At 71.7% G+C, this 25948-nt stretch carries 22 protein-coding genes; 8 read left to right on the forward strand and 14 right to left on the reverse strand.

Annotated elements, in window-relative coordinates; translation table 11 throughout:
* Nucleotides 1-241 precede the first annotated feature (241 nt).
* From ACFC1R_RS27815 to ACFC1R_RS27825, 3 genes are all read left to right on the forward strand, one after another.
* Nucleotides 242-1069: an EI24 domain-containing protein gene (locus ACFC1R_RS27815; RefSeq protein WP_375943126.1), complete on the forward strand. Its 828-nt coding sequence runs from the start codon at nt 242-244 to the stop codon at nt 1067-1069.
* Nucleotides 1070-1137: 68 nt separating this feature from the next.
* Complete coding sequence (locus ACFC1R_RS27820; protein WP_375943128.1) at nt 1138-2412, forward strand: cytochrome P450; 1275 nt, start codon at nt 1138-1140, stop codon at nt 2410-2412.
* 492 nt (nt 2413-2904) lie between these two features.
* Complete coding sequence (locus ACFC1R_RS27825; RefSeq protein WP_375943130.1) at nt 2905-3564, forward strand: hypothetical protein; 660 nt, start codon at nt 2905-2907, stop codon at nt 3562-3564.
* Between the two features lie 113 nt (nt 3565-3677).
* Here ACFC1R_RS27825 and ACFC1R_RS27830 read toward each other — a convergent pair whose 3' ends face one another.
* Nucleotides 3678-3935 carry a hypothetical protein gene (locus ACFC1R_RS27830; protein WP_045298398.1) on the reverse strand — a complete coding sequence of 86 codons (258 nt, stop codon included), beginning with the start codon at nt 3933-3935 and terminating at the stop codon, nt 3678-3680.
* Between the two features lie 190 nt (nt 3936-4125).
* Here ACFC1R_RS27830 and ACFC1R_RS27835 point away from each other — a divergent pair, with 190 nt between their 5' ends.
* Together ACFC1R_RS27835 and ACFC1R_RS27840 are read left to right on the forward strand one after the other, a co-directional pair.
* Nucleotides 4126-4599 (forward strand): hypothetical protein, encoded by a 474-nt coding sequence (locus ACFC1R_RS27835; RefSeq protein ID WP_375943132.1) that lies wholly within the window; start codon nt 4126-4128, stop codon nt 4597-4599.
* A 102-nt stretch (nt 4600-4701) separates the two neighbouring features.
* Nucleotides 4702-6492 (forward strand): NAD-binding protein, encoded by a 1791-nt coding sequence (locus ACFC1R_RS27840; protein ID WP_375943134.1) that lies wholly within the window; start codon nt 4702-4704, stop codon nt 6490-6492.
* A 100-nt stretch (nt 6493-6592) separates the two neighbouring features.
* Here the strand turns inward: ACFC1R_RS27840 and ACFC1R_RS27845 are convergent, their stop codons facing one another.
* The 11 genes from ACFC1R_RS27845 to hppD all read right to left on the reverse strand — a co-directional run bounded on the left by ACFC1R_RS27845 (nt 6593) and on the right by hppD (nt 20008).
* Nucleotides 6593-7369, reverse strand: a complete 777-nt coding sequence (locus ACFC1R_RS27845; RefSeq protein ID WP_375943136.1) for an enoyl-CoA hydratase — start codon at nt 7367-7369, stop codon at nt 6593-6595.
* Nucleotides 7370-7508: 139 nt separating this feature from the next.
* Nucleotides 7509-8555: an enoyl-CoA hydratase/isomerase family protein gene (locus ACFC1R_RS27850; RefSeq protein ID WP_375943138.1), complete on the reverse strand. Its 1047-nt coding sequence runs from the start codon at nt 8553-8555 to the stop codon at nt 7509-7511.
* Between the two features lie 128 nt (nt 8556-8683).
* Nucleotides 8684-9961 (reverse strand): acetyl-CoA carboxylase biotin carboxylase subunit family protein, encoded by a 1278-nt coding sequence (locus tag ACFC1R_RS27855; protein ID WP_375943140.1) that lies wholly within the window; start codon nt 9959-9961, stop codon nt 8684-8686.
* The gene (locus ACFC1R_RS27860) at nt 9958-11211 is read right to left on the reverse strand and encodes an acetyl-CoA carboxylase biotin carboxylase subunit family protein (protein ID WP_375943172.1); all 1254 of its coding nucleotides are present in this window, start codon (nt 11209-11211) and stop codon (nt 9958-9960) included. The genes ACFC1R_RS27855 and ACFC1R_RS27860 overlap by 4 nt, the downstream gene beginning before the upstream one ends.
* Entirely contained in the window at nt 11123-12490 is a 1368-nt protein-coding gene (locus ACFC1R_RS27865) for an MFS transporter (RefSeq protein ID WP_375943142.1), read from the reverse strand. The genes ACFC1R_RS27860 and ACFC1R_RS27865 overlap by 89 nt, the downstream gene beginning before the upstream one ends.
* Nucleotides 12491-12586: 96 nt before the next feature.
* Nucleotides 12587-14203, reverse strand: a complete 1617-nt coding sequence (locus tag ACFC1R_RS27870; protein WP_375943144.1) for an amino acid--tRNA ligase-related protein — start codon at nt 14201-14203, stop codon at nt 12587-12589.
* 346 nt (nt 14204-14549) lie between these two features.
* Nucleotides 14550-15401, reverse strand: coding sequence for a polysaccharide deacetylase family protein (locus ACFC1R_RS27875; RefSeq protein WP_375943146.1), 852 nt, complete (start codon nt 15399-15401; stop codon nt 14550-14552).
* Nucleotides 15402-15539: 138 nt separating this feature from the next.
* Nucleotides 15540-16754: a fumarylacetoacetase gene (fahA, locus tag ACFC1R_RS27880; RefSeq protein WP_375943148.1), complete on the reverse strand. Its 1215-nt coding sequence runs from the start codon at nt 16752-16754 to the stop codon at nt 15540-15542.
* Entirely contained in the window at nt 16751-17572 is an 822-nt protein-coding gene (locus tag ACFC1R_RS27885; RefSeq protein ID WP_375943150.1) for a hypothetical protein, read from the reverse strand. The genes fahA and ACFC1R_RS27885 overlap by 4 nt, the downstream gene beginning before the upstream one ends.
* Nucleotides 17569-18771 (reverse strand): homogentisate 1,2-dioxygenase, encoded by a 1203-nt coding sequence (locus ACFC1R_RS27890; protein WP_375943152.1) that lies wholly within the window; start codon nt 18769-18771, stop codon nt 17569-17571. The genes ACFC1R_RS27885 and ACFC1R_RS27890 overlap by 4 nt, the downstream gene beginning before the upstream one ends.
* Nucleotides 18772-18799: 28 nt before the next feature.
* The gene (hppD, locus tag ACFC1R_RS27895) at nt 18800-20008 is read right to left on the reverse strand and encodes a 4-hydroxyphenylpyruvate dioxygenase (protein ID WP_375943154.1); all 1209 of its coding nucleotides are present in this window, start codon (nt 20006-20008) and stop codon (nt 18800-18802) included.
* Nucleotides 20009-20468: 460 nt separating this feature from the next.
* Here hppD and ACFC1R_RS27900 point away from each other — a divergent pair, with 460 nt between their 5' ends.
* Together ACFC1R_RS27900 and ACFC1R_RS27905 are read left to right on the forward strand one after the other, a co-directional pair.
* Nucleotides 20469-20918: a DoxX family protein gene (locus ACFC1R_RS27900; RefSeq protein WP_375943156.1), complete on the forward strand. Its 450-nt coding sequence runs from the start codon at nt 20469-20471 to the stop codon at nt 20916-20918.
* 189 nt (nt 20919-21107) lie between these two features.
* Nucleotides 21108-22448 (forward strand): M28 family metallopeptidase, encoded by a 1341-nt coding sequence (locus ACFC1R_RS27905; RefSeq protein WP_375943158.1) that lies wholly within the window; start codon nt 21108-21110, stop codon nt 22446-22448.
* Nucleotides 22449-22516: 68 nt separating this feature from the next.
* Here the strand turns inward: ACFC1R_RS27905 and ACFC1R_RS27910 are convergent, their stop codons facing one another.
* Together ACFC1R_RS27910 and ACFC1R_RS27915 are read right to left on the reverse strand one after the other, a co-directional pair.
* The gene (locus ACFC1R_RS27910; protein WP_375943160.1) at nt 22517-24217 is read right to left on the reverse strand and encodes an acyl-CoA dehydrogenase; all 1701 of its coding nucleotides are present in this window, start codon (nt 24215-24217) and stop codon (nt 22517-22519) included.
* Between the two features lie 26 nt (nt 24218-24243).
* Complete coding sequence (locus ACFC1R_RS27915) at nt 24244-24795, reverse strand: PadR family transcriptional regulator (protein WP_375943162.1); 552 nt, start codon at nt 24793-24795, stop codon at nt 24244-24246.
* Between the two features lie 399 nt (nt 24796-25194).
* Between ACFC1R_RS27915 and ACFC1R_RS27920 the strand changes: the two genes are divergently transcribed.
* Complete coding sequence (locus tag ACFC1R_RS27920; RefSeq protein ID WP_375943164.1) at nt 25195-25695, forward strand: SPW repeat protein; 501 nt, start codon at nt 25195-25197, stop codon at nt 25693-25695.
* Nucleotides 25696-25948: the final 253 nt, after the last annotated feature.

The following is a 25948-nucleotide window of genomic DNA, read 5'->3' on the forward strand; positions in this document are numbered from 1 at the left end:
GTGGCTCGGGCCCGCCGGAAGGCGGGCAGGAACGGCTTCAGCGCCTCCGGGGCGCCGAAGGTTTCCGACTGCGCGGGAGTGCGGCGTTCCCGGAGCCGGAGCCGGAGCCGGAGCAGCAGGCCGGCGGCGCGAGTGCGGACGCCCCGTCGTACGGCCGCGTCCGATGTGCCCGCCGGGTGCCCGCGGTGCAGGTCACCGGCCGGGAACAGGGGTTCGGACGGCGCCCCGTAGGCTTCCCCGCATGCGAGATTTTGCGGCGGGGGTAGGCCTCCTGTTCAAGGGCCAGCGGTGGGTTGCGGGACGCGGCCGGTGGTGGGGGTTCGGCATGATCCCCGCGCTGATCGCGCTGGTGGGGTACGTGGTGGCACTGACCGCGCTCGCCGTCTGGTCGGGTGACCTGGCCCGCTGGGGGACCCCGTTCGCGGACGGCTGGGGTTCGCCGTGGCAGGGCCTGCTGCGCGGGGTGTTCGTGGCGGCACTGATGGGGGGCGGGCTGCTGCTGGCGATGGTCAGCTTCACCGCGGTGACGCTGCTGATCGGGCAGCCGTTCTACGAGTCGCTCGCGGCGAAGGTGGACGAGGCCGAGGGCGGCGCGCCCGTCGCACCCGGGCAGTCGTTCTGGCGGGAGCTCGTCGTGGCGGCCGGTGACAGCCTCCAGGTGCTCGTCCGGGTGGCAGGGATCGGCCTGCTGCTGTTCCTCTGCGGATTCGTTCCGGTGATCGGCCAGACCGTCGTGCCGGTGGTCGGAATGGGGGTGTCCGGCTTCTTCCTCACCGTCGAGCTGACCGCCGTGGCGCTGCAGCGGCGCGGCGTCCCGCAGCGTGAGCGGATTCGCCTGCTGCGCGGGCGGCTGGGGCTGGCACTGGGCTTCGGGGTGCCGATGGCCCTGCTCGCCCTGGTGCCGGTGCTGACGGTCGTGGTGATGCCGGGCGCGGTGGCCGGGGCGACGCTGCTGGTCCGCGAACTGCTTCCGGCGGAACCGGAGGCAGAGGCGGAGGTAGAAGCAGAGGCAGAAGCAGAGGCAGCGGCGGGGCCCGCTTCCGAGAATGCGACGTACTTCCGAAAGTAATTAGATATTAGAATTCATAAGTGAACGGGAATTTGACATTCCGCGGATAACTGAACGATAACTGCCGCATGAGCGCACTGGCGGGCATCGCCTCGGACACCGACCGCCCATCCAGCGGGACCAATCCCGCCCACCCAGGGTTCTGGAGCCTTTCGGCCGAGGACCGGGCCGCCGCCTTCGCCCGCCTGCGCGCGCTGGACCGTCCGCAGTTCTGTACCGACCCGCGCACCGGCAGGGGCTTCCACGCCCTGGTCCGGCACGCCGACGTGGTCGCCGCCAGCCGCACGCCCGAGGTCTTCGTCAGCGCCCCCGGCGTCACCACCCCAGAGCCGGCCCGCTGGGTCCGCGCGCTGTTCGGTGACTCCATGGTCAACCTGGACGATCCGCGCCACGCCGACCTGCGCCGGATCGTCTCCCGGGCCTTCACCCCGCGCCTGATCGCCAGGGTCGAGGACGACATCCGGCAGGTGGCCACCCGGATCGTGGACGAGGTGCTGGCCCGTCGCCCGGACGACTTCGTCGCCGCCGTCGCCGCCGAACTGCCGTACCAGGTCATCTGCAACATGATGGGCGTCCCTGAGCAGCAGCGCCGCGAGATCCTCCGGCAGATCAACCACGCCTCCGAGCACACCGGCGTCGCCCGCAGCCGCCTGCGCGTCCCCGGACGCGGGCTGCGCGCCCTCGCCCGGATGCAGGCCGTGATCGCCGCCCTCGGCCGGGAACGCCGCCGGCGGCCCACCGACGACCTGATCTCCGCGCTGGTCACCGCCGACGTCGACGGCAAGCACCTCAACTCCCGCGAGCTGGGCGCCTTCTTCTCCCTGCTGCTGGTCGCCGGCGTCGAGACCACCCGCAACGCGCTCGCGCACGGGCTCCACCTGCTGACCGACCATCCCGGCCAGCGCGAACTGCTGCTCTCCGACCTCGACGCCCACCTCGGGAACGCGGTCGAGGAGGTCGTCCGGTACTCGACCCCGATCATCCAGTTCCGCCGCACCCTGGCCGCCGAGCACGAACTGGGCGGTCCCGGCGGCACGCCGCTGGCCAAGGGCGACAAGGTGGTCCTCTTCTTCGGCTCGGCCAACCGCGACGAGGCCGTCTTCACCGACCCCGACACCTTCGACGTCACCCGCTCGCCCAACCCGCACCTGGGATTCGGCGGCGGCGGACCGCACTTCTGCCTCGGCGCCTACCTCGCCCGCCAGGAGATGAAAGTCCTGCTGCGCGAGCTCTACACCCGCCTGCCGGACCTGCGCTCGGTCGGCGAACCGGAGCTGATCCCGTCCAATTTCGACAACCGGGTCAGGTCGTTGCGCTTCACCTTCACACCGCCGGGCCGCTGAGCCAGCAGCGTTCCGTACGGTTTGCCCGCGCCGATTGTCCGTTCCGGCGCGGGCTGCGGGCCGCCGCCGCCCGCGCCGCCATCTGGTCCCGCTACGCCGCCACCCGCGCCGACATCGACCTAGACGTCCTGGTCGGGGCCAGCGAACTCTTCACCCCGGCCGACATCGAGCACACCGCCCGGATCGCCGCCCAGGCCGCCTTCGAACGCGACCTGGCCGACCCCGCGGCGCCGGCCGCCCAGGCGGGCGCGACCACCGGGGACTACCTGTCCGCCATCGCCCAGTGCCGGCCGACGGTGACCCCCGCCATGATCGAGGAGTTCACCGCCGAACATCACCTCCCACGCCCGGGTGTGAGCCCCCGCCACCACGCGCTCCGGAGTGCTGCGGCGCGGCCGGGGCACCGGGCGAGGTGCGGCCACGGCGGGTGAGCGGACTTGCCTGGGTCGGCCCGGTTGCCGGAGGATCGTGCGTCTGCACCCCGGAGAACAGATGAAACTGCCCGTCACCGTCCACCAAGTCCGTCTCGGCGCGGACGAGTTCAGAGTCGTCCGGCCGGCCGAGCCGCCGGCCCGCGCCGTGCTGCTGGACCGCGACCGGTACCTGAACGCCTACCTCGACCAGGACGCGGCCCGGCTGATCGGCGGGCTGTGGGCGCTGGCCGCCCGTTCGCCGCGCTCGCTGGTGCACCTGCCCCTGCGGGCCAATCCGCTTCCGGTGGACGGATGGCCGCAGGACGGCGAGCACCGGCTCGACCTGGTGCTGCTGCACCACTCGCTGCAGTTCGCGCCCGCACGCTGGAAGGAGCTGCGAGGTCGGCTCGGCCGGGGCCGCCGGCAGAGCGTGCAACTGCCCGGAGCGGACCACGCGTACGACCTCCCCGTCGACCACCGGGCACGCCATTACCGGGAGAACCGGGACCTGTTCCACGAGCACCTGCACGCCGGGACACTCTTCATGACGGGCAGCACCAAGGCGTTCAGGGAGACCACCCGGAACTTCCTCGACATCGCCAGGAACGGCCCCGGCCACGTCCGCAGCCACCCGGGGCAGCCGCACTACTGCACGGAGTTCCACTCCAACGACGGCATCCTCGGCCGGGCCCGCGAGATCCACGTCGAGTACTGCGACCGGTGGGACCCGCCGCACTGAGGGACAGGCTGACCCGGTTGCCCGGTTGCCCGGTTGCCCGGTTGCCCGGTTGCCCGGTTGCCCAGTTGTCCGGACGGCCCGGGCGGCCGGCGCAGCCGGGGCGGTGCGTGCGGTCAGGCGGGCCGGCTGCCGACCGCGTCCCGGATCTGCTCACCGAGGCCGCCGTCGCGGCGGGCGCAGTTCGCACAGCAGAAGAACTTGCCCGAGACCTCGACACCGTGCCCGACGATCCGCACCTGGCAGTACTCGCAGCGGGGCGCCAGCTTCTCCATGGCGCACTCGAAGCTGTCGAACACGTAGCTGTCGCCGGTGACCGTCCGGATCTCGAAGGCCAGCCAGTAGTCGTTGTTGCACACCACGCAGACCGCCATGGGGGAACGTCCCTTCCCTGCCTCGTTCGGGTTCCCGGTCCGGACTCGGCCGGTCGGTCCGAGTCTCGGCCGCCCACGCAGGGGCAGCAATCGGCGCGCGGCCGAACGGATATCCACCCGCCGTCCGCCGGGCCCGCCCGCCGCCGTGCCGGGGCGGAGGTGTCGTACCCCGGCGGTAGCGTCTGCCGGTATGGGTGACATCTTCGAGCTTTCGATCGCGATGGACCTGCGTGGCGACCTCTCCGCGGCGGAGGTCGCCGAGCTGCGCTGGCACCTCGGGCTGGGGCCGATGCCGGAGAACTTGAGCATCGTGCCCGACGTCCCGTCCGTGGTGGCGGACGAGGCCGGCGGGCTGGTCGTCGACGGCCACCCCGCGCCCCTGCTGGGCCGGCAGGGCGAGGGGCTGAAGGTGCCCGGAGCGCTCGTCTCCGTGCTGCTCTCGCGCGAGGCGGAGCCCAGCGGCGGCTGGGTGCTGACCGCCCGGCAGGAAGTCCACCCGGACGAGTTCGACCGGGTCGGCGGGCTGCTGGCCTGGCTGGCGACCAGGGCCGGTGCGGGCCACCGGCGGTCCGACGGCAGCGTCCACGTGGGCTGGATCAGGTACCACGAGTCGGACCGGCCCGAACCGCTGACCGTCCGGGACGGCGAGGTCGGCTGGCCGTAGGGCCGGCCGGCGGGCGACCCGGCCGGTCGGCGGTGCGAACGCGGGTGCGATCGGTCGCCCGCAGGCCACCCGGCGGACAGGTCGGATCAGTAGAATCCGACGATGACTCAAGAGAGGTGGGGGCCCGATCCGGTCGAGCAGTTCGCCAACCACTACGTGGTGTGCGGGGGGAACGCGCTCGCGCACCGGCTGATCCGTGAGCTCATCGAGCAGTACGACGTCCCGGTGGTGGCCCTGGTACCGGACCTCGGCCGGGACCACGGACCGCAGATCCTGCAACTGCCGGGCGTCACCGCCGTCCTGGAGCACGCGACCATCACGGACGAGGCGCTGCGCGCCGCCCGGGTGGAGGCCGCCCGGGGGGTCGCGCTGGTGGACGCCTCGGACCAGGAGAACATCCACGCCGCACTGAACGCCCAGGGTCTCAACCCCGGGATCCGCGTGGTGTTACGGATGTTCAACCAGCGGTTGGGCGAGCACATCGAGCGGCTGCTGCACAACGGTTCGGCGCTGTCCGGTTCGGCCACCGCCGCACCCGCCTTCGCCAACGGTGCGCTCGGGCGGCCCAACTCGGTCCGGGTGGGCGACCGTTACCTCTACGTCGCGTACGACGAGGACATCCACGCCAACCAGATCTGCGTGATCGCGGACCGGATCGACCGGCAGGACCTGGGCCGGCTGCGGCTGCTGCCCGACACGGCCGGCCGGGCGGCCGAGTTCATCGCGCTGGCCCGCCGGTTCGGCGAGGAGGGGCCGATAGAGCTGGGCGGCCGGCCGGGCGGCCCCGAGCCGCAGGACGCCGGCGGGATCGCCGCCCTCCAGGCGCTGACCAGCGAACCGCCGCTGCCCATCCCGTGGTGGAGCAGACTGCGCTGGGGGGTGCTGGACGCGCTGCGGTTCTTCACCAGCGCCCGACTGCGGCTGGTGCTGATCACCGCGATGGTGGCGGTGCTGGTCGGCGCGATGGTGATCTGGTACTTCAACGGGCACCTCGGTTGGGCGCTCTACTTCACCCTGCTGGACATGGCAGGTGCCGCGCAGCCGGACCAGCCCGGGGTGGCGGAGGCGGGGGCGCTGTGGCAGCGGGCGGCCCAGGTGGTCATCACCTTCTGCGGGATCACCTTCGTCCCGGTGCTCACCGCGATCGTGGTGGACGCGCTCTCCACCGGGCGGCGCGGCCTGCCGAGGGCTCCCGGCGCGGGAACCCGGGACCACGTCATCGTGGTCGGCCTCGGCAATGTCGGCACCCGGGTGGCGACCCTGGTCCGGGAGGCCGGGGTGCCGGTGGTCTGCATCGAGCGGGACCCGCAGGCGCGGGGGATCGCGGCCGCCAGGGCACTGGGCATCCCGGTGGTGGTGGGCGACGGCCCGTTGGAGAGCCAACTGCGGCGCGCCCGGGCCAAGTCCAGCCGCGCGGTGGTGGCGGTGACCAATGACGACGCGACCAACCTGGAGGCGGCGCTGGAGGCACGGGCGGTCCGCGGCGAGGTGCGGATCGTGGTCAGGCTCTTCGACGACGACTTCGCCCACCACGTCTACGCCACCCTGGGCAACGTGGCCTCCCGCTCGGTCTCCTACCTCTCCGCGCCGGCCTTCGCGGCCTCCCTGATGGGCCGCGACGTGCTGGGAACCCTCTCGGTCTACCGGCACGTGCTGCTGATCGCGGAACTCACCGCCGAGGACGGCACCGGGCTGGTCGGCCGGAACCTGCACGACATCGAGGAGCCGGGCGGCGTACGGGTGATCGCCGTACGGCTCGCCCGGCGGCCCGAGGACTACCAGTGGAACTACGCGGACCGGGCGCGGCAGCTGGCACCCGGTGACCGGCTGGTGGTCGCGGCCACCAGGGCCGGGCTGGCCCGCATCAACGCCGTGGTGCCGCTGGAGGGTTGACACCGCCACCCCGAGGCGGTGCGCGGGCAGCCGGAACCGGGGCGCGGGAGGCCGTGTGCCGGTGCGGTGACCGGCCGTGCGGCTGCCCGCGCCCCGGGGGTCAGCGGTTCTGGAAGGACGGCTTGCGCTTCTCGGCGAAGGCGGCCATGCCCTCCTTCTGGTCGGCCGTGGCGAAGGCGGCGTGGAAGAGCCGGCGTTCGAAGCGGACGCCCTCGGCGAGCGTGGTCTCGAAGGCCCGGTTCACGCTCTCCTTCATCATCACGGCCGCCGGGGTGGACATCGCGGCGACCTTCTCGGCGGTGGCCAGCGCCTCGGTGAGCAGGTCGGCGGCGGGGACGATGCGGGAGACCAGCCCGGCCCGCTCGGCCTCCTCGGCGCCCATCATCCGGCCGGTCAGGCAGAGTTCCATCGCCTTGGCCTTGCCGATCGCCCGGGTGAGCCGCTGCGAACCGCCGATACCGGGGATGACGCCCAGCTTGATCTCCGGCTGGCCGAACTGTGCGGTGTCGGCGGCCAGCAGGATGTCGCAGAGCATCGCCAGCTCGCAGCCGCCGCCGAGCGCGTAGCCGGCCACGGCCGCGATCACCGGCTTGCGCAGCCGGCCGAGCTCGTCCCAGGGGGCGAGCCAGTCGTCCAGGTAGACCTCGGGGAAGTGGTTGTCCTGCATCTCCTTGATGTCCGCACCGGCCGCGAAGGCCTTGGCCGAACCGGTGACCACCAGCGCGCCGATCTCCGGGTCTCGGTCGAAGGTCTTCGCGGCGTCCACGACCTCGTTCATCAACCGGCTGTTCAGCGCGTTCAGCGCCTCGGGCCGGTTGAGCGTGATCTGCCCGACCCGGCCCTTGCGCTCCACCAGGATCGTCTCGTACTCGGTCATCGCCTCTGACTCCCACTACAGCTCGACGGCATCCGCCCTGACGAGCCAACAATCCCGGACCGGGCCACCGGGCGCCAGTCTCGACAGGCGAGACGATGGTCACCCGGGCCCCGGCGGCCCGGCCGGTCGGCCGATCAGGTCAGCCGAGCCGGGCGGTGAGCCCCAGACCGCCGTCCGGCTGCGGGGCGAAGAACCGCCCGACCTCCTCGGCGGTGACCCCGGCGAGGCCGGCGGGGTGCCAGCGCGGATTGCGGTCCTTGTCGACCACCTGGGCGCGGATCCCCTCGACCAGGTCGGGGGTGCCGAGCGCGGCGCAGGAGACGCGGTACTCCTGTTCCAGGGTCTCGGCCAGCGTGGTGTGCGCGCGGGCCCGGCGCAGCGCGGCCAGGGTCGCCTTGAGCGCGGTCGGGGACTTGGCCCCGATCTGCTCGGCGGCCTCCTTGGCCTCCGGTACGCCGCTGGCGAGCAGCCGGTCGAGGATCTCCTCCACCGTGTCGGCGGCGTAGCAGCTGTCGATCCACTCCCGCTGCCCGGCGATCTCCGCAGCCGGGGCCTCGGCGGCGTACGCGTGCACGGCCTCGGCGGCGTCGCGTCCGGCCAGTGCGGCGGTGAAGCCGGCCAGCGCGCCGGTGGGGACGAAGGTGTCCGCGAAGCCGAGCAGGACGGCGTCACCGGGGCCCATCGAGGCGGCGGTCAGGCCGAAGTGGGTGCCCAGTTCACCGGGGGCGTGGGCGAGCAGGTGGCTGCCGCCGACGTCCGGGACCAGCCCGATCCTGGTCTCCGGCATGGCCACCTGGGAGCGCTCGGTGACCACCCGGATCCCGCCGTGCGCGGAGAGGCCGACGCCGCCGCCCATGGTGATGCCGTCCATCACCGCGACGTACGGCTTGGCGTACCCGGCGATGGCGGAGTTCAGCCGGTACTCGTCCCGGAAGAACTGCCGGGCCCGGGCACCGCCGAGCTTGGCGTCGTCGTGCAGGGCACGGATGTCCGCCCCGGCGCAGAGTCCGCGCTCGCCCGCGCCGGTCAGCACGACGGTGGCGACGCGTGCGTCCTCGGCCCAGGCGTCGAGCGCCCGGTGGATCCGCAGCAGCATGTCGTGGGTGAGGGCGTTCAGGGCCCGCGGCCGGTTGAGCACGATGTGGGCGGCGCGGCCGTCGGTGTGCAGTAGTACGTCCGTGGTCATGGCGCGTCCGTCTCCTCGGTGTCCGGGCAGGATCACTGGGCTGTGCAAGATCCACGGACACCGTACTCACCACGGGCGGCCCGCACTATCCGGGGGCGCGACGGGCGTCGGCGCCCCCGGGCGGCGGGCTAGGCGTAGGTGAACGGCCGGTAGGCGGTGAGCCGTTCGAAGTCCCTGGCCAGGGCGTCGAAGTCGTGGTTCCAGACCAGGAAGGTGCCGCCGACCGTCAGCAGGTCCGCGGTCTGCTCGACCCGCTGGCCGGGCGCCACCGTCCAGCGCATCTCGTACGAGCTCTCCAGCTCGGGTTCGACCAGGCCGCTCACCACCCCGGCCTGCAGCGGGAGGCAGGCGTCGAAGCAGTACGCCTGCTCGCCCTCGTACGGACGGCTGGGCACCCCGCTCTCGATCTCGAAGGCCAGGTTGACGAGGGCCTTGCCGTAGTGGCGCTGCATCGCGGCGAGGCCGGACATGCCCTTGAAGCGGGCACCGACCTCCAGGAAGACCAGCTCGTCCGCCTCGGTGCGGAACAGCTCCAGGTGGGAGGCGCCGTCGGGGCGGCCGAGGGCGTCCAGCGCCCGGTCGGCGAAGGCGACCATCCGGGCCACCCGGGGGTCCTCGTCGAGCAGGTTGATGTCGGCGTTGACCCGGCCGCCCGCCACCTCGGCCGAGTTGACCAGGTACTCGGTGACGCCGCCGAAGACCGTCCGGCCCCCGGCGGAGACGATGTTGACGCTGTAGATGGTGCCGGCGATGTACTCCTCGTACTCGTAGGGCCGCCCCAGCTCGCCGTCGGCGGGCAGCGCCGCGAAGTCCTGGTAGGAGTGGACGAACAGGACGCCGTTGGAGCCCGCCGAGTCGGTCGGCTTGAGGACGAACGGCAGCCCGACCCGCGCGGTGAGGTCGGCGAAGTACTGCTCGGCGCCCGCCCGGTGGCGCTCGGCCTCCCACGGCCCGTACACCGGCACCCGGACGCCCGCCGCCGCGACCCGCTGCTTCATCTCCAGCTTGTCCAGGAACGGCACGATGTCCGCCGGACGCGGTCCGGCGAGGCCGAGACGTTCGCGGACCAGCGCGGCGCCGAGCAGGTTCTGCTCCAGGTAGCAGTGCACGGTCAGCTCCGCCGCCGGGGTGTCGCGCAGCAGTCCGGCGACGACCGCGGTCGCCGCGTCGGCGTCGACCTGGGCGGCCAGCAGCGGCTCGGGCTCGGCCTGGGAGGCGGGCACCACGTGGACGCCCTCGAACCAGCCGCGCTGGTGGTCCGTCAGGTGCGGTTCGTCCAGCGCGGTGCAGACGAGGACCAGCCGGACCGACTCCGGGTCCTCGAACAGACCGGGGTCGAAGGCCTCCAGGCCACGCGTGCCGACGATCACTGCGGTGTGCGGCGCGCGCCGCTCACGGGGGGTCATGCGGGTACTCCTTGCGGGGTCCTCAGGTGACGAGGAGCGGTCAGGTCGTTGTTGGGGTTGTCGCCGAGCGGCTCGCCGTTGACGACGGTGCGGCGGCGGGCGTCGAGCGCGACCCGGTGCAACTGCTCGGGTGTCCCGGCCGTCACCACGAACATCGCCACCGCGTCCAGCTGGTCCGACCTGCCGCTCAGCGGCGCGCCCAACTCCTTGGTGACCCGGACGAACTGGGCGGTGTCGGGGAAGGAGATGTCGCGCAGCTCGGTGGTGCCGGGCCTGGGCAGCACCAGGCACTCGGCGGTCCAGCGGACGTTGCGGCCGAGCGCGGAGGTGTCCGGGGCCAGACCGCAGCCGAGGTCGGTCAGCAGCTCCTGGTACCGGATGTCGTGGGCGAGCCCGAAGGTCACCGTGGCGGCCACACCCGCCGCCCTGAGGTTGAAGTCGATCAGCTCGATCGGCCCCTCCTCGGGCACCATCACCTCCAGGTGGGTCGGCCCGTGGGTGATCCCCAGGAAGCGGTGGAACGCCACCGCCGCCTCGGCGATCTCGGCGTGCCTGGGGTGCTGGTACGGGAAGATGGTGCCCTGCTCGACCACGGGGTCGGCGGCCAGGACGTACCGGCCCATCAGCCCGACCACCCGCACCTCGCCGCCGAAGACCAGCGACTCGACCGACAGCAGCTCGCCCTCGGCCTTCTGCTCCAGCACGAAGGCCGCCCGCCCCAGCACGTAGTCGCGGGTCATCCCGCCGGCCAGCGTGGAGCGCTCGATCTCCTCGGCGGCGGCGCGCAGTTCGGGCAGCGAGGAGACGGTGAAGCACAGTGCGCTGCCGGTGCCGTGCACGGGCTTGAGGATCGCCGCGCCGGGGAAGCCCCAGCTCTCCCAGCCCAGCGCGGTGACCAGGTCGGTGGAGCCCAGCCGGGAGAGCCCGGCACCGTGCAGCCGGCTGCGCACCGCGCCCTTGTCCAGCGCGGCGCGGATCACCGCCGCCCCGCTGGTGGGCAGGCCGACCCGCTCGCGCAGTTCGGCGTCGAAGGGCAGCGCGCCCTCGAAGGCGGCGTAGCTGCCCGCGATCTCGTAGCGGGCGCAGATCTCGTCCAGGACCGCCCGGATCTGCTCCTCGTCCGACCAGGAGTCGACCGGGAACAGCTCGTCGACGAGGCCGTCAGGAACCCTGAACGGCCCGCTGTGCGGCAGCGGGCTCTGGTTGACCACGACGACCTCCAGGCCGCGGGCCTTGGCCGCGGCGGCCACCAGCGAGACGTGGTTGACCAGTTCCAGCAGGACGAACGCTTTCTTCACGGGGACTCCCTTGTCGACTGGTGCGCTGGGACAGCTCCCAGCCGGTCACGGTCAGCGCGATGAGCAGCAGGTCGAGGCCGATCGCCCAGCCGCTGCCGAGCCGGTCCATCGCCCAGGAGAAGGCGAAGCCGAAGACGGCCATCAGGCTGTAGCCCGCGGCGGAGAGCAGCCCGACCACCGAGGAGACCTTGGCGTCGGGGGTGTGGGCGATCAGCCGCTTGTACTGGTGGGCCCAGATGACCTCGCAGCCCAGGACCATTCCGACGAACACGGCCAGCGTCAGCGCGAGGCTGCCGCGGGCCAGCGGCAGCGCGGCGTACAGCAGGGTGGCGGCGGCGGCCACGGCGAGGTTGAGCGCGCGCTGCCGGGTCTCCGGCACCAGGCCGCGCCGGCTCAGGTACTGGTACAGGAAGAGGCCCGCGATGACCGCCAGCGACTCCGCGGTGAAGAACAGCGCGGTTCCCGACTCTCCCATCGAGAACCAGAGTTGCGGCACGGCGGTGATCAGCACCTCGTAGGTGGCCTGGAAGGCGCTCACCGACAGCACGATGTAGAAGACGGCGGAGGAGACCACCGGGCTGCGGAGGATGATCCGGGCGGCGGTCCTGATGCCCTCGGCGACGCCCTGACGCCCGCCCTCAGGGCTCCTGGCCTCCGCGATCCTGGCCGTGTTGGGCCTGACCAGGGCGAACAGCGCCGCGGCGATCAGGAAGGTGGACAGGTCGATCACCACCACCGTCGCCATCCCGACGAAGTGCAGGATGAAGGTGCCGACCGCACCGGCCACCGCGATGGCGATGAACAGGCTGGAGTTGAAGACCGCCGAGTACAGGTCGGTCTGCTCCCGGTCGAAGAACTGCACCAGCGCCTTGACCCGGGCGGTGTTGACGGCGCTGTTGAGCAGTGCCCGGGTGAAGATGACGCCGACTGCGACGGGGAACCGGTCCGGTGACAGGCAGGCCAGGAACAGCGCGGTGACCGCTGCCGCCGTCAGGTTCAGCCACAGCAGCAGCTTCCTGGCGTCGGAGCGGTCGATGCGGTGCGAGGCGAGCAGGCCGACGAACAGATTGGCGATCCAGTCGGCGGCGAAGACGGCGGAGGCGAGCGTGGCGCTGCCGGTCTCGCCGAACACGAAGGCCACGTACGAGATCATCAGCAGCTTCGAGCCGAACAGCGAGATGAACGAAGCCGCGTAGCTCAACAGGAAGTTGCGGTTGAGGTAGACGCCCATGGGTGTGCCCTCCTTGACGGGCGGGGCTCGGCGGGGGAGTGCGGCCGGGGTCCGCCGCCCGTGCGGGGCGGCGGACCCCCGAACCACGGTGAGCGGTTACGGGCGGTGGACGCTCTCCGGCCACTTCTCGTCCTCGTTCACCCGGGACACCAGCGGGATGTCGCGGATGTCGTGGTGGTTGAGGACCCACATCAGGAAGCGCTCCAGACCCATCCCGAACCCGGAGGTGCGCATCGGGAGCTCCTGCTTCATCTCGGCGTACCAGGCGTAGTCCCGCTCGGGGACCTTGTGCATGACCAGGGCCCGGCGCATCTGCTCGGCGTTGCTGTGGCGCTCGCCGGAGCCGACGACCTCGCCCATGCCGAAGTACAGGTCGGCGTTGGCCGCGGTGCGGCCCTCCGGGTCGCCGAAGGCCTGGTAGAACGGCACCGACAGGTGGTCGAAGTGGGTGACCCACATGAACTCGTTGACGATCTCCATCAGCCGGTGCTCGCCCTTGCGGGTGAGGGTGCGCCAGTCACCCTCGTCCCGGACGGTGCCCTCCTCGCCGTCGAGCAGGCTCACGGCCTCCTCGAAGGTGATCCGGGCGAACGGGTTGCGGTGCTCGGCCATCCGGCTGAGGTGCGAGGTGTCGCCGGCGGCCAGCGCGATCCGGTCGCCGTAGGTCTCCAGGCAGGCCTTGGCGAGGGCCTTCACGTAGCCCTCGACGTAGTCGATCAGGTCGTCGATGCCGCCGGGGATCTCGGCCTCGCTGTGGCTGTACTGGCCGAGGTGGGTCTCGTCCGGCTCCTCACCGCGCCACGAGGGCATGATGTTGTAGCAGCCGCCGGGCGCCAGCCGGGTGCCGTACTCCAGCATGAACTGGTTGGAGTCGGGCAGGTAGGTGTCCACCCCGCTGACGGTGACCGGCACCGGCTCGGAGTCGCTGCCCAGGCCGCTCGGGCAGGTGATGGTACGGACCGTCAGGGGCAGGTACAGGGCCTTCAGGCCGCGCGAGCGGGCGTACTCGACCGTGGTCGAGAGCATCAGGTCCTGCAGGTCGGCGACCAGGGTGTACCAGGGCGAGCGCAGCGACTTCAGGAAGGCGCCCGGCTCGTTCCCCCAGCTGACCGGGGGGCGGATGGCGGTCTGGGAAAGGGCGCTGAAATTGTCTATCGTGGTCATGGTTCGACTCCGAATCATGGGGTCCGGTGGCACGTTCATCGCGACGGCCGCCTGACGCGGCCGGGTGAGTGCCAGATAGTCCTCGGTGTTCAGGGCAATGGAGAGATCGAGCCGGGCGGCGTTGAAGAAGATCTCGTCGTGGCTGAGCAGGTCGGGGTCGACCACCAGTTCCAGGTCCTCGTGGAACGTGAACGGTGTGATCGATCCGCAGACGGCTCCGGCGAGCTGTTCCGCGGTCCCACGGTGGGCGAAGGAGGCTTCCTTGCCGTCGTACAGTCGCCTGATCCCCTCCAGGTCCACCAGCCGGTCCCCGGGGACGACCGCGAGGACGTAGCGGGAGGTCCGCTTGGAGAGTTTGACCCGGATCACCATGCACTTGGCCGCCTGCTCCAGCGGGTGCCCGCGGAGCCTGCTCGCGATCTCGGTTCTGCCCTCGGGCGGGTGGGGGATCAGCCGGTAGCGGGCGCCCTCGGAATCGAGGAGTTCCAGAAGTCGCCCGCAGAGTCCGGTGGTTTTCTCGTGATCCAGTAGTTCCAGGGACGGCCTCATCGTCAATTGCCCCTCATCCATGCGCGGTTCACGGACCCGGTCGGAATTGTGGGGGTAATTCCGCTGGGCGGCACCGGTGTTGAGTTGTGCGTGACTACGTGGAAGACCGTACGTGCTGGCGCGGGGAGCGGGAATGTGGGCCGGGGGACTTCATCAGGTCACCCGATAACCTCCCGGTCGGCCGGGAACTCCATCAACTCCCTTGGTCGGGGCTTGAATCTGACGAGGCCGGCACGGCAGCGCCCCCGTCCTGCGGATTGCTCGACGCGGAACGGGGGCGGGGCGGGGTCGGAACGGGCCGGGGCGGGGGCGGGGGCGGGGGCGTCGGCCGGTGCGGCTGCGCCGCTCAGCGGGCCGGGTCGGGGAGGGTGAACGTGTACCCGGCGTCGATCAGGCGCGGCAGGTAGGTCTTGAGGGCGGCCACCGTCTCGGAGCGGTCGGCGAAGCCGCCGATCTCGCTCTCCCCGGGGTCGAGCAGGGCGCCGTCGTGGTTGAGGACGATCGATCCGGGCTTGGCCGCGTCCAGCACCTGGTCGACGATGGCCTGGGTGCCCGGTCTCGACCAGTCCACCGGGTCGACCGACCAGGCCACCGGGTGCAGCCCGAGGGACGCGCAGACGGACATCGAGGTACGGGTGAAGTGGCCGCCGGGCGCACGGAACAGGATGGGGGGCCGCACCCGGCCGACCCGGGTGATGATCTCGTTGGTGCGTTCGATCTCGCCGCGGACCTCGGCCTCGGAGAGCGTGCCGAGGTCGGGATGGGACCAGGTGTGGTTGGCCACCTGGTGTCCCGCCGCGACGACCTGGCGCAGGATGTCCGGGTGCTTCTCGACATTGGCGCCGATCATGAAGAACGTGGCGGTGGCGCCGTACTGCCGCAGGATGCCCAGTACCTGCGGGGTGTAGGTGGGGCTGGGGCCGTCGTCGAACGTCAGGGCCAGCTGCCCGGGCCCCGCGTGCACGTAGTACTCCGGCTCCTTCGGGACCGCGGCGAGCGGCGCGGGGGAGGGGAAGGAGGGCGCGGCCGCCGTGGACGCCGCGGCGGCGGCGGGTGTCGGCTGCGCCGGGGCACTCGTGCCCGGTGCGACGGGCGGCATGGCGTTCTCGCGGGCGGCCGAACCGCAGGCGGTGAGCAGGGCCGCGCCGCCGAGCGAGAGCAACAGCCGCCGGGAAACGGCAATCTGACGATCACTCATCGCCGAAGTATCATCCGCCCCCTGCGGCAGCTGCGTTCGACCCGCCCCCGGCCGGCCGGCTGTCCACCGCGTGGCGCAGCCCCCTTGGACCACCCGGGGGCGGTCCGAGGGGGCTGCTCGGAGCTCTGCGGCGGCGGCCTACGGGACGATCCGGCCGGTGACCTCGCCGAAGCCGATCCTGGTGCCGTCGGGGCCGGGCGCGGTGGCGGTGATGGTGACCTCGTCGCCGTTCTCCAGGAAGGTGCGGGTGGTCCCGTCCGGCAGCTCGACCGGGTTCTCCCCGTTCCAGGTGAGCTCAATCAGGGCGCCCCGGCTGTCGACCTCGGGGCCGCTGACGGTACCCGAGGCGAACAGGTCGCCGGGGCGCAGCGAGGCACCGTTGACGGTCAGGTGCGCGAGCTGCTGCGCCGCCGTCCAGTACATCGCGGCGAACGGCGGCCGCGAGATCGGGTGCCCGTTGAGCCTGACCTCCATGGCGAGGTCGAGGCCCCAGGGCTCGGCCTCCCGGTCGTCCAGGTAGGGCAGCGGCTCGACGTCGCGGGCCGGCGGCGCCACCCGGGCGTGCTCCAGGGCGTCCAGCGGCACGACCCAGGGCGAGACCGAGGTGGCGAAGGACTTGCCGAGGAACGGGCCGAGCGGGACGTACTCCCAGGCCTGGATGTCCCGCGCGGACCAGTCGTTGAGCAGCAGCACGCCGAAGACGTGCTCGCGGAAAGCCTCCAGCGGCACCGGGCTGCCCAGCTCGGTGCCGGCGCCGACCACGAAGCCGACCTCGGCCTCGATGTCGAGCCGCCGGGTCGGCCCGAAGGACGGCAGCGGGTCGGCGGGCGCCTTGCGCTGGCCGTGCGGACGGACCACCGGCGTACCGGAGACCACCACGGTGCCCGCCCGGCCGTGGTAACCGATCGGCAGGTGCTTCCAGTTCGGCGTGAGCGGTTCGGAGCCGGGACGGAAGATCCGGCCCAGGTTGGTCGCGTGGTGCTCGGAGGCGTAGAAGTCGACGTAGTCGGCGACCTCGAACGGCAGGTGCAGCTCGACCTCGCCGCGTGCCAGCAGGCAGGGGCCGACGGCGGCGCGGTAGGACTCGTCGCCGAGCCAGGCGGTGAGCGCGGCCCGGACCTCGGTCCAGGCCGGACGGCCCGCCGCCAGCAGCGGGTTGAGCGAGTCGGCGTCCAGCAGCACCGAGGGCTCGCCGACCGCGCGCGCGGCGGCGCCCGCGTCCAGCACGAACTCACCGATGGCGACACCGATCCGCCGCCGGCCGGGCTGGTCGGGCGCGGTGAAGACGCCGTACGGCAGGTTGTGCAGGCCGAACGGCGAATCCTGCGGCACGGCGAGCCAGGTGGTGGTCAACGGTTCTCCAAGGGGTGTTCCAGCAGGCCGAGTGCGGCCAGGTCGGCGAGCGGGTCGACGATGCTGCAGGTGCCGAAGGCGGTGAACGAACTGCGGATGCCGTCGATCTGACTGTCCGTCAGTTCCTTGGCGGCCTCGGCGAGCAGCTTTCCCGAGCGCTCCGCGAGCAGCTCCCCGGCGCGCTCCGGCGCCCCGGCGGCCAGCAGGACGTTCAGGAAACCGTGGTACTCGAAGCCGGTCGCCGCGTCGGTGTGCCGGACGGCGTTGTGCAGCCCCGCCGTGCACTTGTAGGCCAGTTGGCGCTCGGCGCAGCCGGACACGAAGGCCGCCAGCTCCGCCTCGCTCGGGAACGTCTGGGGGGTGAGCCCGCCGGTGCGGAACTTCGCCCGGTACGGCGTTTTGACCAGCGCGTCCAGCGACCGTGCCGGGTCGCTGCCGTCACGCAGGATCTCGACCGCCGCCGTGACACCGTCCGGCAGCCGGCGGTCGAGGGCGGCCACCACCTCCGGGACGGGCGTGGTGGCGGCGATCTCGACGGAGACCAGGTCGACGCCGGACGCCCGGCTCGCCGCCAGGGCCGGTTCGAGCTGCCCGACCCCGCCCGGCAGCACCAGCACGACCTGGACCCCGGTGAGGTCCAGCGTGGTCAGCTCGTCCAGCCGGGCCGCCCCGCAGAGGAACGGGCCGACCGCCTCGGCGTACCACGCGGCCCGGTGCACCCGGTGGGCCGGCACCGCCTCGGGCAGCGGCAGGTCCCCCGGCGGGAAGACGGCCGCGTCGTCGAACAGTCCCCGGAACAGCGAAGGGATACCGGTCACCGGGCCGGCCCCCGCCCACCCGACCAGGTCCAGGCGTACTCGGGATCCTCGCTCGCCGTCGCGCCCTCGCCGAGCTCCAGCGGGCGGAAGGTGTCCACCATCACCGCGAGCTCGTCGAAGAACTCCGCGCCGATGCTGCGCTCGTACGCGCCGGGCTGCGGGCCGTGGGTGTGGCCGCCCGGGTGCAGCGAGATCGAGCCCTGGCCTATCCCCGAGCCCTTGCGGGCCTCGTAGTCGCCGCCGCAGTAGAACATGACCTCGTCGCTGTCCACGTTGGAGTGGTAGTACGGCACCGGGATGGACAGCGGGTGGTAGTCCACCTTGCGCGGCACGAAGTTGCAGATCACGAAGTTCTCGCCCTCGAAGACCTGGTGGGCCGGCGGCGGCTGGTGGATCCGCCCGGTGATCGGCTCGTAGTCGCGGACGTTGAACGCGTACGGGTAGAGGCAGCCGTCCCAGCCGACCACGTCGAACGGGTGGTGCGGGACCACGTACCGGGTGCCGGCCACTCCGTTCGGACCCCGGTGCTTGACCAGGACCTCCACGTCCGTCCCCTCGGTGAGCAGCGGACCGACCGGTCCGCGCAGGTCGCGCTCGCAGTACGGCGCGTGCTCCAGCAGCTGGCCGTACTTCGACAGGTAGCGCCTGGCCGGGGTGATGTGGCTGTTGGCCTCGATGCAGTACGCGCGCAGCGGGGCGCCGCCGGTCGGCACCCAGCGGTGGGTGGTGGCCCGCGGGATGATCACGTAGTCGCCCTCGCCGACCTTCAGCGAGCCGAAGACCGTCTCCAGCGTGGCCGTCCCCGACTCCACGTACACGCACTCGTCGCCGAGCCCGTTGCGGTAGAGCGCGCTCGGCGCACCGGCGGCCACGTACCCGATCCGCACGTCGCCGTTGCCGAGAACCAGGCGGCGGCCGGTGACGGCGTCGGTGTTCTTCCACTCCTCGCCCGGGAACAGCTCGTGCAGCTTCAGGTGGCGGGGCTTGAGCGGCAGGTTCGGGGTGGTGGCGAGGCCGGGCAGCTCCCACGGCGTGGCGTCCACCATCGCCGAGGGGATGCCCTTGTGGTAGAGCAGCGAGGAGTCCGAGAAGAACCCCTCCTCGCCCATCAACTCCTCGTAGTACAGCCCGCCTTCGGGCGTACGGTGCTGGGTGTGCCGCTTGCGCGGGATGCTCCCCAGCTGCCGGTAGTGCGCCATGGTCCAGATCTCCCTCGGATATTGCAGGTCAGAGGTTGCCGCGCTTGTCCTGCTCGCGCTCCAGGGACTCGAAGAGCGCCTTGAAGTTGCCCTTCCCGAAGCCCAGCGAACCATGCCGCTCGATGAACTCGAAGAACACCGTCGGCCGGTCGCCCTGGGGCTTGGTGAAGATCTGCAGCAGGTAGCCGTCCTCGTCGCGGTCGACCAGGATGTGGCGCTTCTTGAGCTCCTCGACCGGGACGCGGACCTTGCCGATCCGGGCCCGCAGCTCCGGGTCGTCGTAGTAGGAGTCGGGGGTGGCGAGGAACTCCACGCCGTTGGCGCGCAGCACGTCCACCGTGGTCAGGATGTCGTTGGTGGCGAGCGCCAGGTGCTGGCAACCGGGACCGCCGTAGAACTCCAGGTACTCGTCGATCTGCGACTTCTTCTTGGCGATGGCCGGCTCGTTCAGCGGGAACTTCACCCGGTGGTTGCCGCTGGCGACGACCTTGCTCATCAGGGCGGAGTAGTCGGTAGCGATGTCGTCGCCGACGAACTCGGCCATGTTCACGAAGCCCATGACCCGGTTGTAGAAGTTGACCCAGTCGTCCATCTTGCCGAGCTCGACGTTGCCCACCGCGTGGTCGAGCGCCTGGAACAGGCGCCTGGGGGCGCCCTCGCGGCGCGCCACCCTGGTCTCGGCGGCGACGAAGCCCGGCAGGTAGGGGCCGTGGTAGCGGGAGCGGTCGATCAGGGTGTGCCGGGTCTCCCCGTAGGTGGCGATGGCGGCGCGGCGGACGGTGCCGTTCTCGTCCGAGACGTCGTTCGGCTCCTCCAGGATCTTCGCGCCCTGGGCGCGGGCGTGCTCGATGCACTTGTCCACGTCCGGGACCTCCAGCGACAGGTCCACCACGCCGTCGCCGTGGCGGCGGTGGTGGTCCAGCAGCGGGCTGTCCGGGGAGACCCCGCCCTCGATCACGAAGCGGCAGGAGCCCGAACGCAGGACGAACGCCTTGCGGTCCCGCCGGCCGGTCTCCGGGCCCGAGTACGCGACCAGGTCCATGCCGAAAACAGCCTGGTAGTAGTGGGCCGTCTGGGTCGCGTTGCCGACCACGAAGACGACCGCGTCCTGTGCGATGACCGGGAACGGGTCGCCGGCCGGGTCGTGCTCGACCAGACCCACCAGGCGGCGCAGCTGCGCGGCGTCGAGGCCCGCGTCCAGCTCCTCGGGGGTGAGTTCAACGGCGTTGGCGGTCATCGGTGTTCCTCCACGTTGAGGCTTCCGCAGGTCAGGGGAGTGGTGCCTGCGGCTGTGCGCAGAGCTTGCTCCTGACAGAGTCGCTGGGCAACAGTGGGATGTTCGGCTGTTCAATCTGCGCAAGATGAGCAGGTGGACGGGGTAACCGCTGGGCATATTGCCCAGCAGAATCGCGGAGTCTTGCCCTCCGCTACCGGCGTGCGCTATCGGGTCCGCCGGGCCCGCCACCTCCACGGTACGGCCGGGCGCGGCGGCGCGCGGTGGTCACCGGGACCGGGGGAATCGTCCGGGGCCCGGATTCCGGAAAATCCCGTGGCCCGCGGTCCTGGTCCGACCAGCTGATGGGGCATCAGAACTGGGCGCGCTGCGCCAAGCGCGCCGGTGTCGGTGTGGGGCCGACGCCGGGCCTGCCCGCCCCCCGTGCCGACCGCCCGGTCGGCCGCCGCCCGAGGAGGCTCCGATGTCCTTCGCGCCCCACGCCCTGGCCGGCCGTGCCGGGCCGCACCTGCCGGCACTGTTCCGTGCCGTCGTCGCCCTGCTGTTCACCTGCCACGGCGCCGCCTCGCTGTTCGGCGTCCTGGGCGGTGCGCACGGCGGCAGGGCCCTGCCGGCCGGGCAGTGGCCGGGCTGGTGGGCGGCGCTCATCCAGCTGGTCGGCGGGATGCTGGTGCTGCTGGGGCTCGGTACGCGGACGGCGGCCCTGCTCTGCTCGGGCTCGATGGCGTACGCCTACTTCTCGGTACACCAGGGGCACGCGCTGTGGCCCATCCAGAACGGCGGTGAGCCGGCCGTCCTGTTCTGCCGGGCCTTCCTGGCCATCGCCGTGACCGGTCCGGGCGGCCTCGCCGTCGACCGGCCCCGCCCGCAGCTGCCCGGCCGGGGACTCAAGGTCGCTGCGCCCGTGGACTGACGGCCCGCCGGGGAGCGGGTGTGGCCGGTTCGGAGCCCTTCGGTGGCTTTGAACCGGCCACGGCTCTTGACGGGGGCTTTACCCAACCCTAATCATCATGGTCGCGTCAACTTTCCGCGCCCCTCCCCAGGGCGGCGGTGGGTAGGGCGCTGTTCCCCCCTGTCTCCATCCCCGTTCTGCCCCACCAGAATGGAGCACCCCTTGCTTCAGCATGCCCTGCGCCGATCGGCCTTCGCGGCCGGCGCGACCCTGGCCGTCACCGCGGCCCTGGTCGCCCCGGTCGCCGCGAGCGCCGACGCCCGTGATGTGACGCACCATCTGATATCCCCGGGCGCGCCGGACATCCCGGTCGCCAACGTCAAGGCGCACCTCGCCCAGCTCCAGTCGATCGCCAACGCCAACGGCGGCAACCGGGCCCACGGCAGGTCCGGCTACAAGGCCTCGATCGACTACGTGAAGGGCAAGTTAGACGCCGCGGGCTTCACCACCACGCTGCAGTCCTTCAGTTACGGCGGGTCCACCGGCTGGAACCTGATCGCGGACTGGCCCGGCGGTGACGCCTCACACGTCGTGATGGTCGGCGCGCACCTCGACTCGGTGAGCGCGGGCCCCGGCATCAACGACGACGGCTCCGGATCGGCCGGCATCCTGGAGACCGCGCTCGCCGTCTCGCGCGCGGGCCTCAAGCCCGCCAAGCACCTGCGGTTCGGCTGGTGGGGTGCCGAGGAGTACGGCATGGTCGGATCCCAGAAGTACCTCAACAGCCTGTCGGCCACGGACCGTTCGAAGATCGACGGCTACCTCAACTTCGACATGATCGGCTCGCCCAACCCCGGCTACTTCGTCTACGACGACGACGCCAAGCTGGACTCGCTGTTCCGGACCTACTTCTCCGGCCTGGGCGTCGCGACCGAGCCGGAGACCGAGGGCGACGGCCGCTCGGACCACGCACCGTTCAAGAACGCGGGCATCCCGGTCGGCGGCCTGTTCAGCGGCGCCGACTACATCAAGACCAGTGCCCAGGCGAGCAAGTGGGGCGGAACGGCGGGCGTCGCCTTCGACCGCTGCTACCACTCCTCCTGCGACACCTCGGCGAACATCGACGACACCGCGCTGGACCGGATGACCGACGCCATCGCGTACGCGGTCTGGACGCTGTCCGGCGAGAGTGCCCCGCCGCCCGGCGGGACGGTCTTCGAGAACACCGCGGACGTCGCCATCCCGGACGCGGGCGCGGCCGTGGAGTCCCCGATCACCGTCACCGGGCGGACCGGCAACGCGCCCGCCGCCCTCAAGGTCGGTGTGGTCGTCAAGCACAGCTGGCGCGGTGACCTGGTGATCGACCTGGTCGCCCCGAACGGCACCTCCTACCGGCTGAAGAACTCCGGCAACGACTCCGCCCCCGACGTCGACACCACCTACACGGTGAACGCCTCGGCGGTGGCGGCCAACGGCACCTGGAAGCTGCGGGTCCAGGACGTGGGCCCGCAGGACACCGGCTACATCGACAGCTGGAAGCTCACCTTCTGACCGGTGCGCGACCGCGGGGGCGGCCCGGACGGACCGCCCCCGCAGTGCTGTCGGGGCCCGAGCGGCTGCTACGGCTGCATCTCGTAGCTGCCGGAGAGCGCGGCGACCGTCTGCCAGACCCGCTCCGCACGGTCGGCGTCCGCGACCGGACGGCGGACGTGCGCCAGCGCCCAGGCGGCCTGCGCCTCGGTGGTCGAGCTCTTGCCGTGCAGCTCGGTGGCGTGGGCGGAGAAGTCGCGGACCAGGAAGTCGAAGATCCCGTCCAGCAGGTCCGCCTCCAGCCCGGTCAACTCGGCCTGCTCCAGCACCAGGTGGCCGTAGACCACCAGGGCGAACAGCTGGCCGATCTCCAGCAGGAAGTCCAGGTCCTGCTGCTGGGCCGCATCCGGCGCGTGGCCGGCCAGCAGTGCGCACAGGCCGTCCGCCTGCTCGCGGAACCGCGCCACGTTCGGGACGTGCGCGTGCGCGTCGTAGGCGGTGCGCCAGTCGTGGAACCGGATCGCGCCCAGGCCCCGGGCCGGGCCCTGCTGGAACAGGAAGGCGTCGTCGGCGGCGTCCAGCCGGGTCGGCACGGCCGGGTAGTCGGCCGGGTTGAACAGGTAGTTGGCCATGAACTTGAGGATCAGGGCCAGGTTCACGTGGACCGTGCCCTCCAGCTTCGGCAGGCCCCGGATGTCGCGGGCGGCCTTGTCGAAGTAGGTGTCCGCCTCGAAGCCCTTGGCCGCGATGACGTCCCACATCAGGTCGATGACCTTCTCGCCCTCGGTGGTGACCTTCATCTTGGTCATCGGGTTGAACAGCAGGTACCGGCGGTCCTCGGGCGAGGCCGAGCGGAAGTAGTCCACCGCGCGGTCGCTGAACAGCTTCATCGCCACCAGGCGGGCGTAGGCATCGGTCAGCTCCCGGCGCACGTGCGGGAAGTCGGTGACCTTCCTGCCGTACAGCACCCGGTTGTGGGCGTGCGTCACGGCCTCGTACATCGCGTGCTCGCAGATGCCGATCGAGGCCGTGCAGAGGTTGAACTTGCCGACGTTCACGGTGTTCAGCGCGGCGTCGAAGGCGGCCTTGCCGGTGTGCAGCACGTCCTCGGCCCGCACCGGGTAGTCCTCCAGGCGGAACTCGCTGACGTACATCTGCGCGTTCACCACGTTCTTGACCAGGTGGTACGCCTCGTGCCGGCTGTCGGCGGCGAAGAAGACGTACCCCTCGGGCCCCTCGACGTCGGAGCGGCGGCCGAAGACCGAGACCAGGCCCGCCACGTTGCCGTTGCCGATGTAGTACTTGGAGCCGGTCGCGGTGAAGCCGCCCTCGCCGTCGGGGGTGAGGATCATGTCGGTCGAGTAGATGTCGGCGCCGTGGGTGCGCTCGGACAGGCCGAAGGCCATCACGTGGCCCTCGGACAGGAGCTGCGCCGCACGCGCCCGGACGGCCTCGTTCTCGCTCTGCCACACCGGGCCCAGGCCCAGGATGGTGACCTGCCAGGTGTACCAGTAGCCCAGGCCGTAGAAGCCGAGGATCTCGTTCAGCTCGGCTATCCGGGCGGTGTCCCAGCGCTTGTCGCCGTCGGCCGACGACGGCGTCAGGAACTCCGCGAACAGGCCCTCCTTCGCGGCGAACTCGAGGAAGTCCCCGTACCAGGCGCGGTCGATGTAGGTGTCGATCAGCGCCTTCTTGCCGCGCGACTCGAACCAGTCCACGGTCGCGCGCAGCAGGCGGCGGGTGGTGTCGTCGAACTGCGCGGGGTCGTAGGTGCGCGGGTTGAACAGCATGGTTTAAGTCCCTGGGAGTCGAGGGGTCAGTCGGCGTGGCGGTGCAGGCGGTGCAGGGTGGCGAGGACGTCGTCCAGCCAGGCGAGGGTCATCCGCTCGTACTCGATGCCGCCGCGCAGCACCACGTGCTGGAGCTGCTGCTGGGCATCGAGCGCGGACGGGTCGGGGAAGTCGCGCTGCTCGCCGGTCAGGTAGCGGGCCAGCAGGGCCGCATGACCCTCCCGGTGCCGCTCGACCTCCGGGATCAGTGCGGACGGATCCTCGAAGGCGGCCGCCCGGATCTTCACGGCGAGTTCGTGGCGGACCGTCTCCGGCTCGACGGGCTCGCGCAGCCAGGCGCCCAGCGCGGACCGCCCGGCCTCGGCGGCCGAGTACACCTTCTTGTCCGGCCGGCCGTCCTGGGTCACCGTCCGGGCGGCGATCCAGCCGTCCGTCTCCATCCGCCGCAGCACCCGGTAGATCTGCTGGTGGGTGGCGGTCCAGAAGCGCCCGATCGACCGGTCGAAACGCCTGGCCAGCTCGTAGCCCGAGCCGGGCTGCTCCAGCAGCGAGACGAGGATCGCGTGCTCCAGTGCCATGACCCCATCCTGCAATAGAGCGAGCCCGCTATGCAACGAGTTGCATAGATCAATGCCGCCGCCCGGGGTGAGACGCCGCTCACGTGCGAGCCGGGCCGCCTGGGCCGGCCGGGGTCAGTCGGGGCCAGTCGCTGGTCAGGGTGGCGCGCGGGGCTCGAACTCTGTGCCGAGGTGCACGAGTTGGTCGAGCGGCCCGGCTGGCGGCGCCCGGCGGCGGCTGCGTGACCGGGTCCGCGAGGTGTTCGGCCGACCGGCCGGTGCGGACGGGGGCGCGGGCGCTCAGGGGTGCGGGCGGGGCTGATCCGATCGGTTGATAAATCGGGACAAACTGCTATTTCTACCCCAGAATGGGTAGTGGCCAGGCGGTTGCCATGACCTCAGAACTAGGAGGTGGTCCCGGTGTCAACCCAGTTGCCGATGGGCATGGAGCACCATCCGGACATCCTGGAAATGCGTGAGCAGTACGAGCGTGTCGCGGCGACACCGCGAGCGCAGGGCGTCGAGGCGCTGGCGATGCTGGCCGGCCTCTTCCTGGCAGTCTCGCCGTGGGTGGTCGGGTTCACCGGCCTGTCCGCGCTCACCGTCAACAACCTGGTGCTCGGCCTCGCCTACACGGTGCTGATTTCGGGCTTCGGCTCGGCCTACGAGCGGACCCACGCACGGGCCTGGGCCGCCACGGCGATCGGGATCTGGACGATCATCGCTCCCTGGGCGACGGCCGGCAACGAGTCGATCCGGCGGACGATCCTCACCAACGTGATCACCGGCGGACTGATGACCTGCCTCGCCCTCGCTGCCATCGGCGGCGCGCTCGCGCTGGCCGGTCCGATGGCTGCCCGCCGCGAGCGGTCGGCAGGTCGGACGGCTGCCGCCCGGCGGCCGAGGGGCGACGTCAGGTGACCGCCCGGGGGTAGCGGACCCCGGCGCGTCCGACACCGAGCAGGGCGGCTCGACACCGGGCAGGCGTCCGACGCCGAGCAGGGCAGGAGGGAACGAGGGGAACGGGCAAGGGGACGAGACGCAGGCGCGGGGGGGGGCGGGGCACCGGGGGGGGCGCCCCCCCGGGCGGCCCCGGGGGGGCCCGGGGGTGGGAACCACCGGGGCGGCAACCCACACCCGCGCAGAGACGCCGGAACGCTGGCCCCGGGGCACT

This window comes from Kitasatospora sp. NPDC056138, from assembly GCF_042264695.1.
GTDB lineage: Bacteria > Actinomycetota > Actinomycetes > Streptomycetales > Streptomycetaceae > Kitasatospora.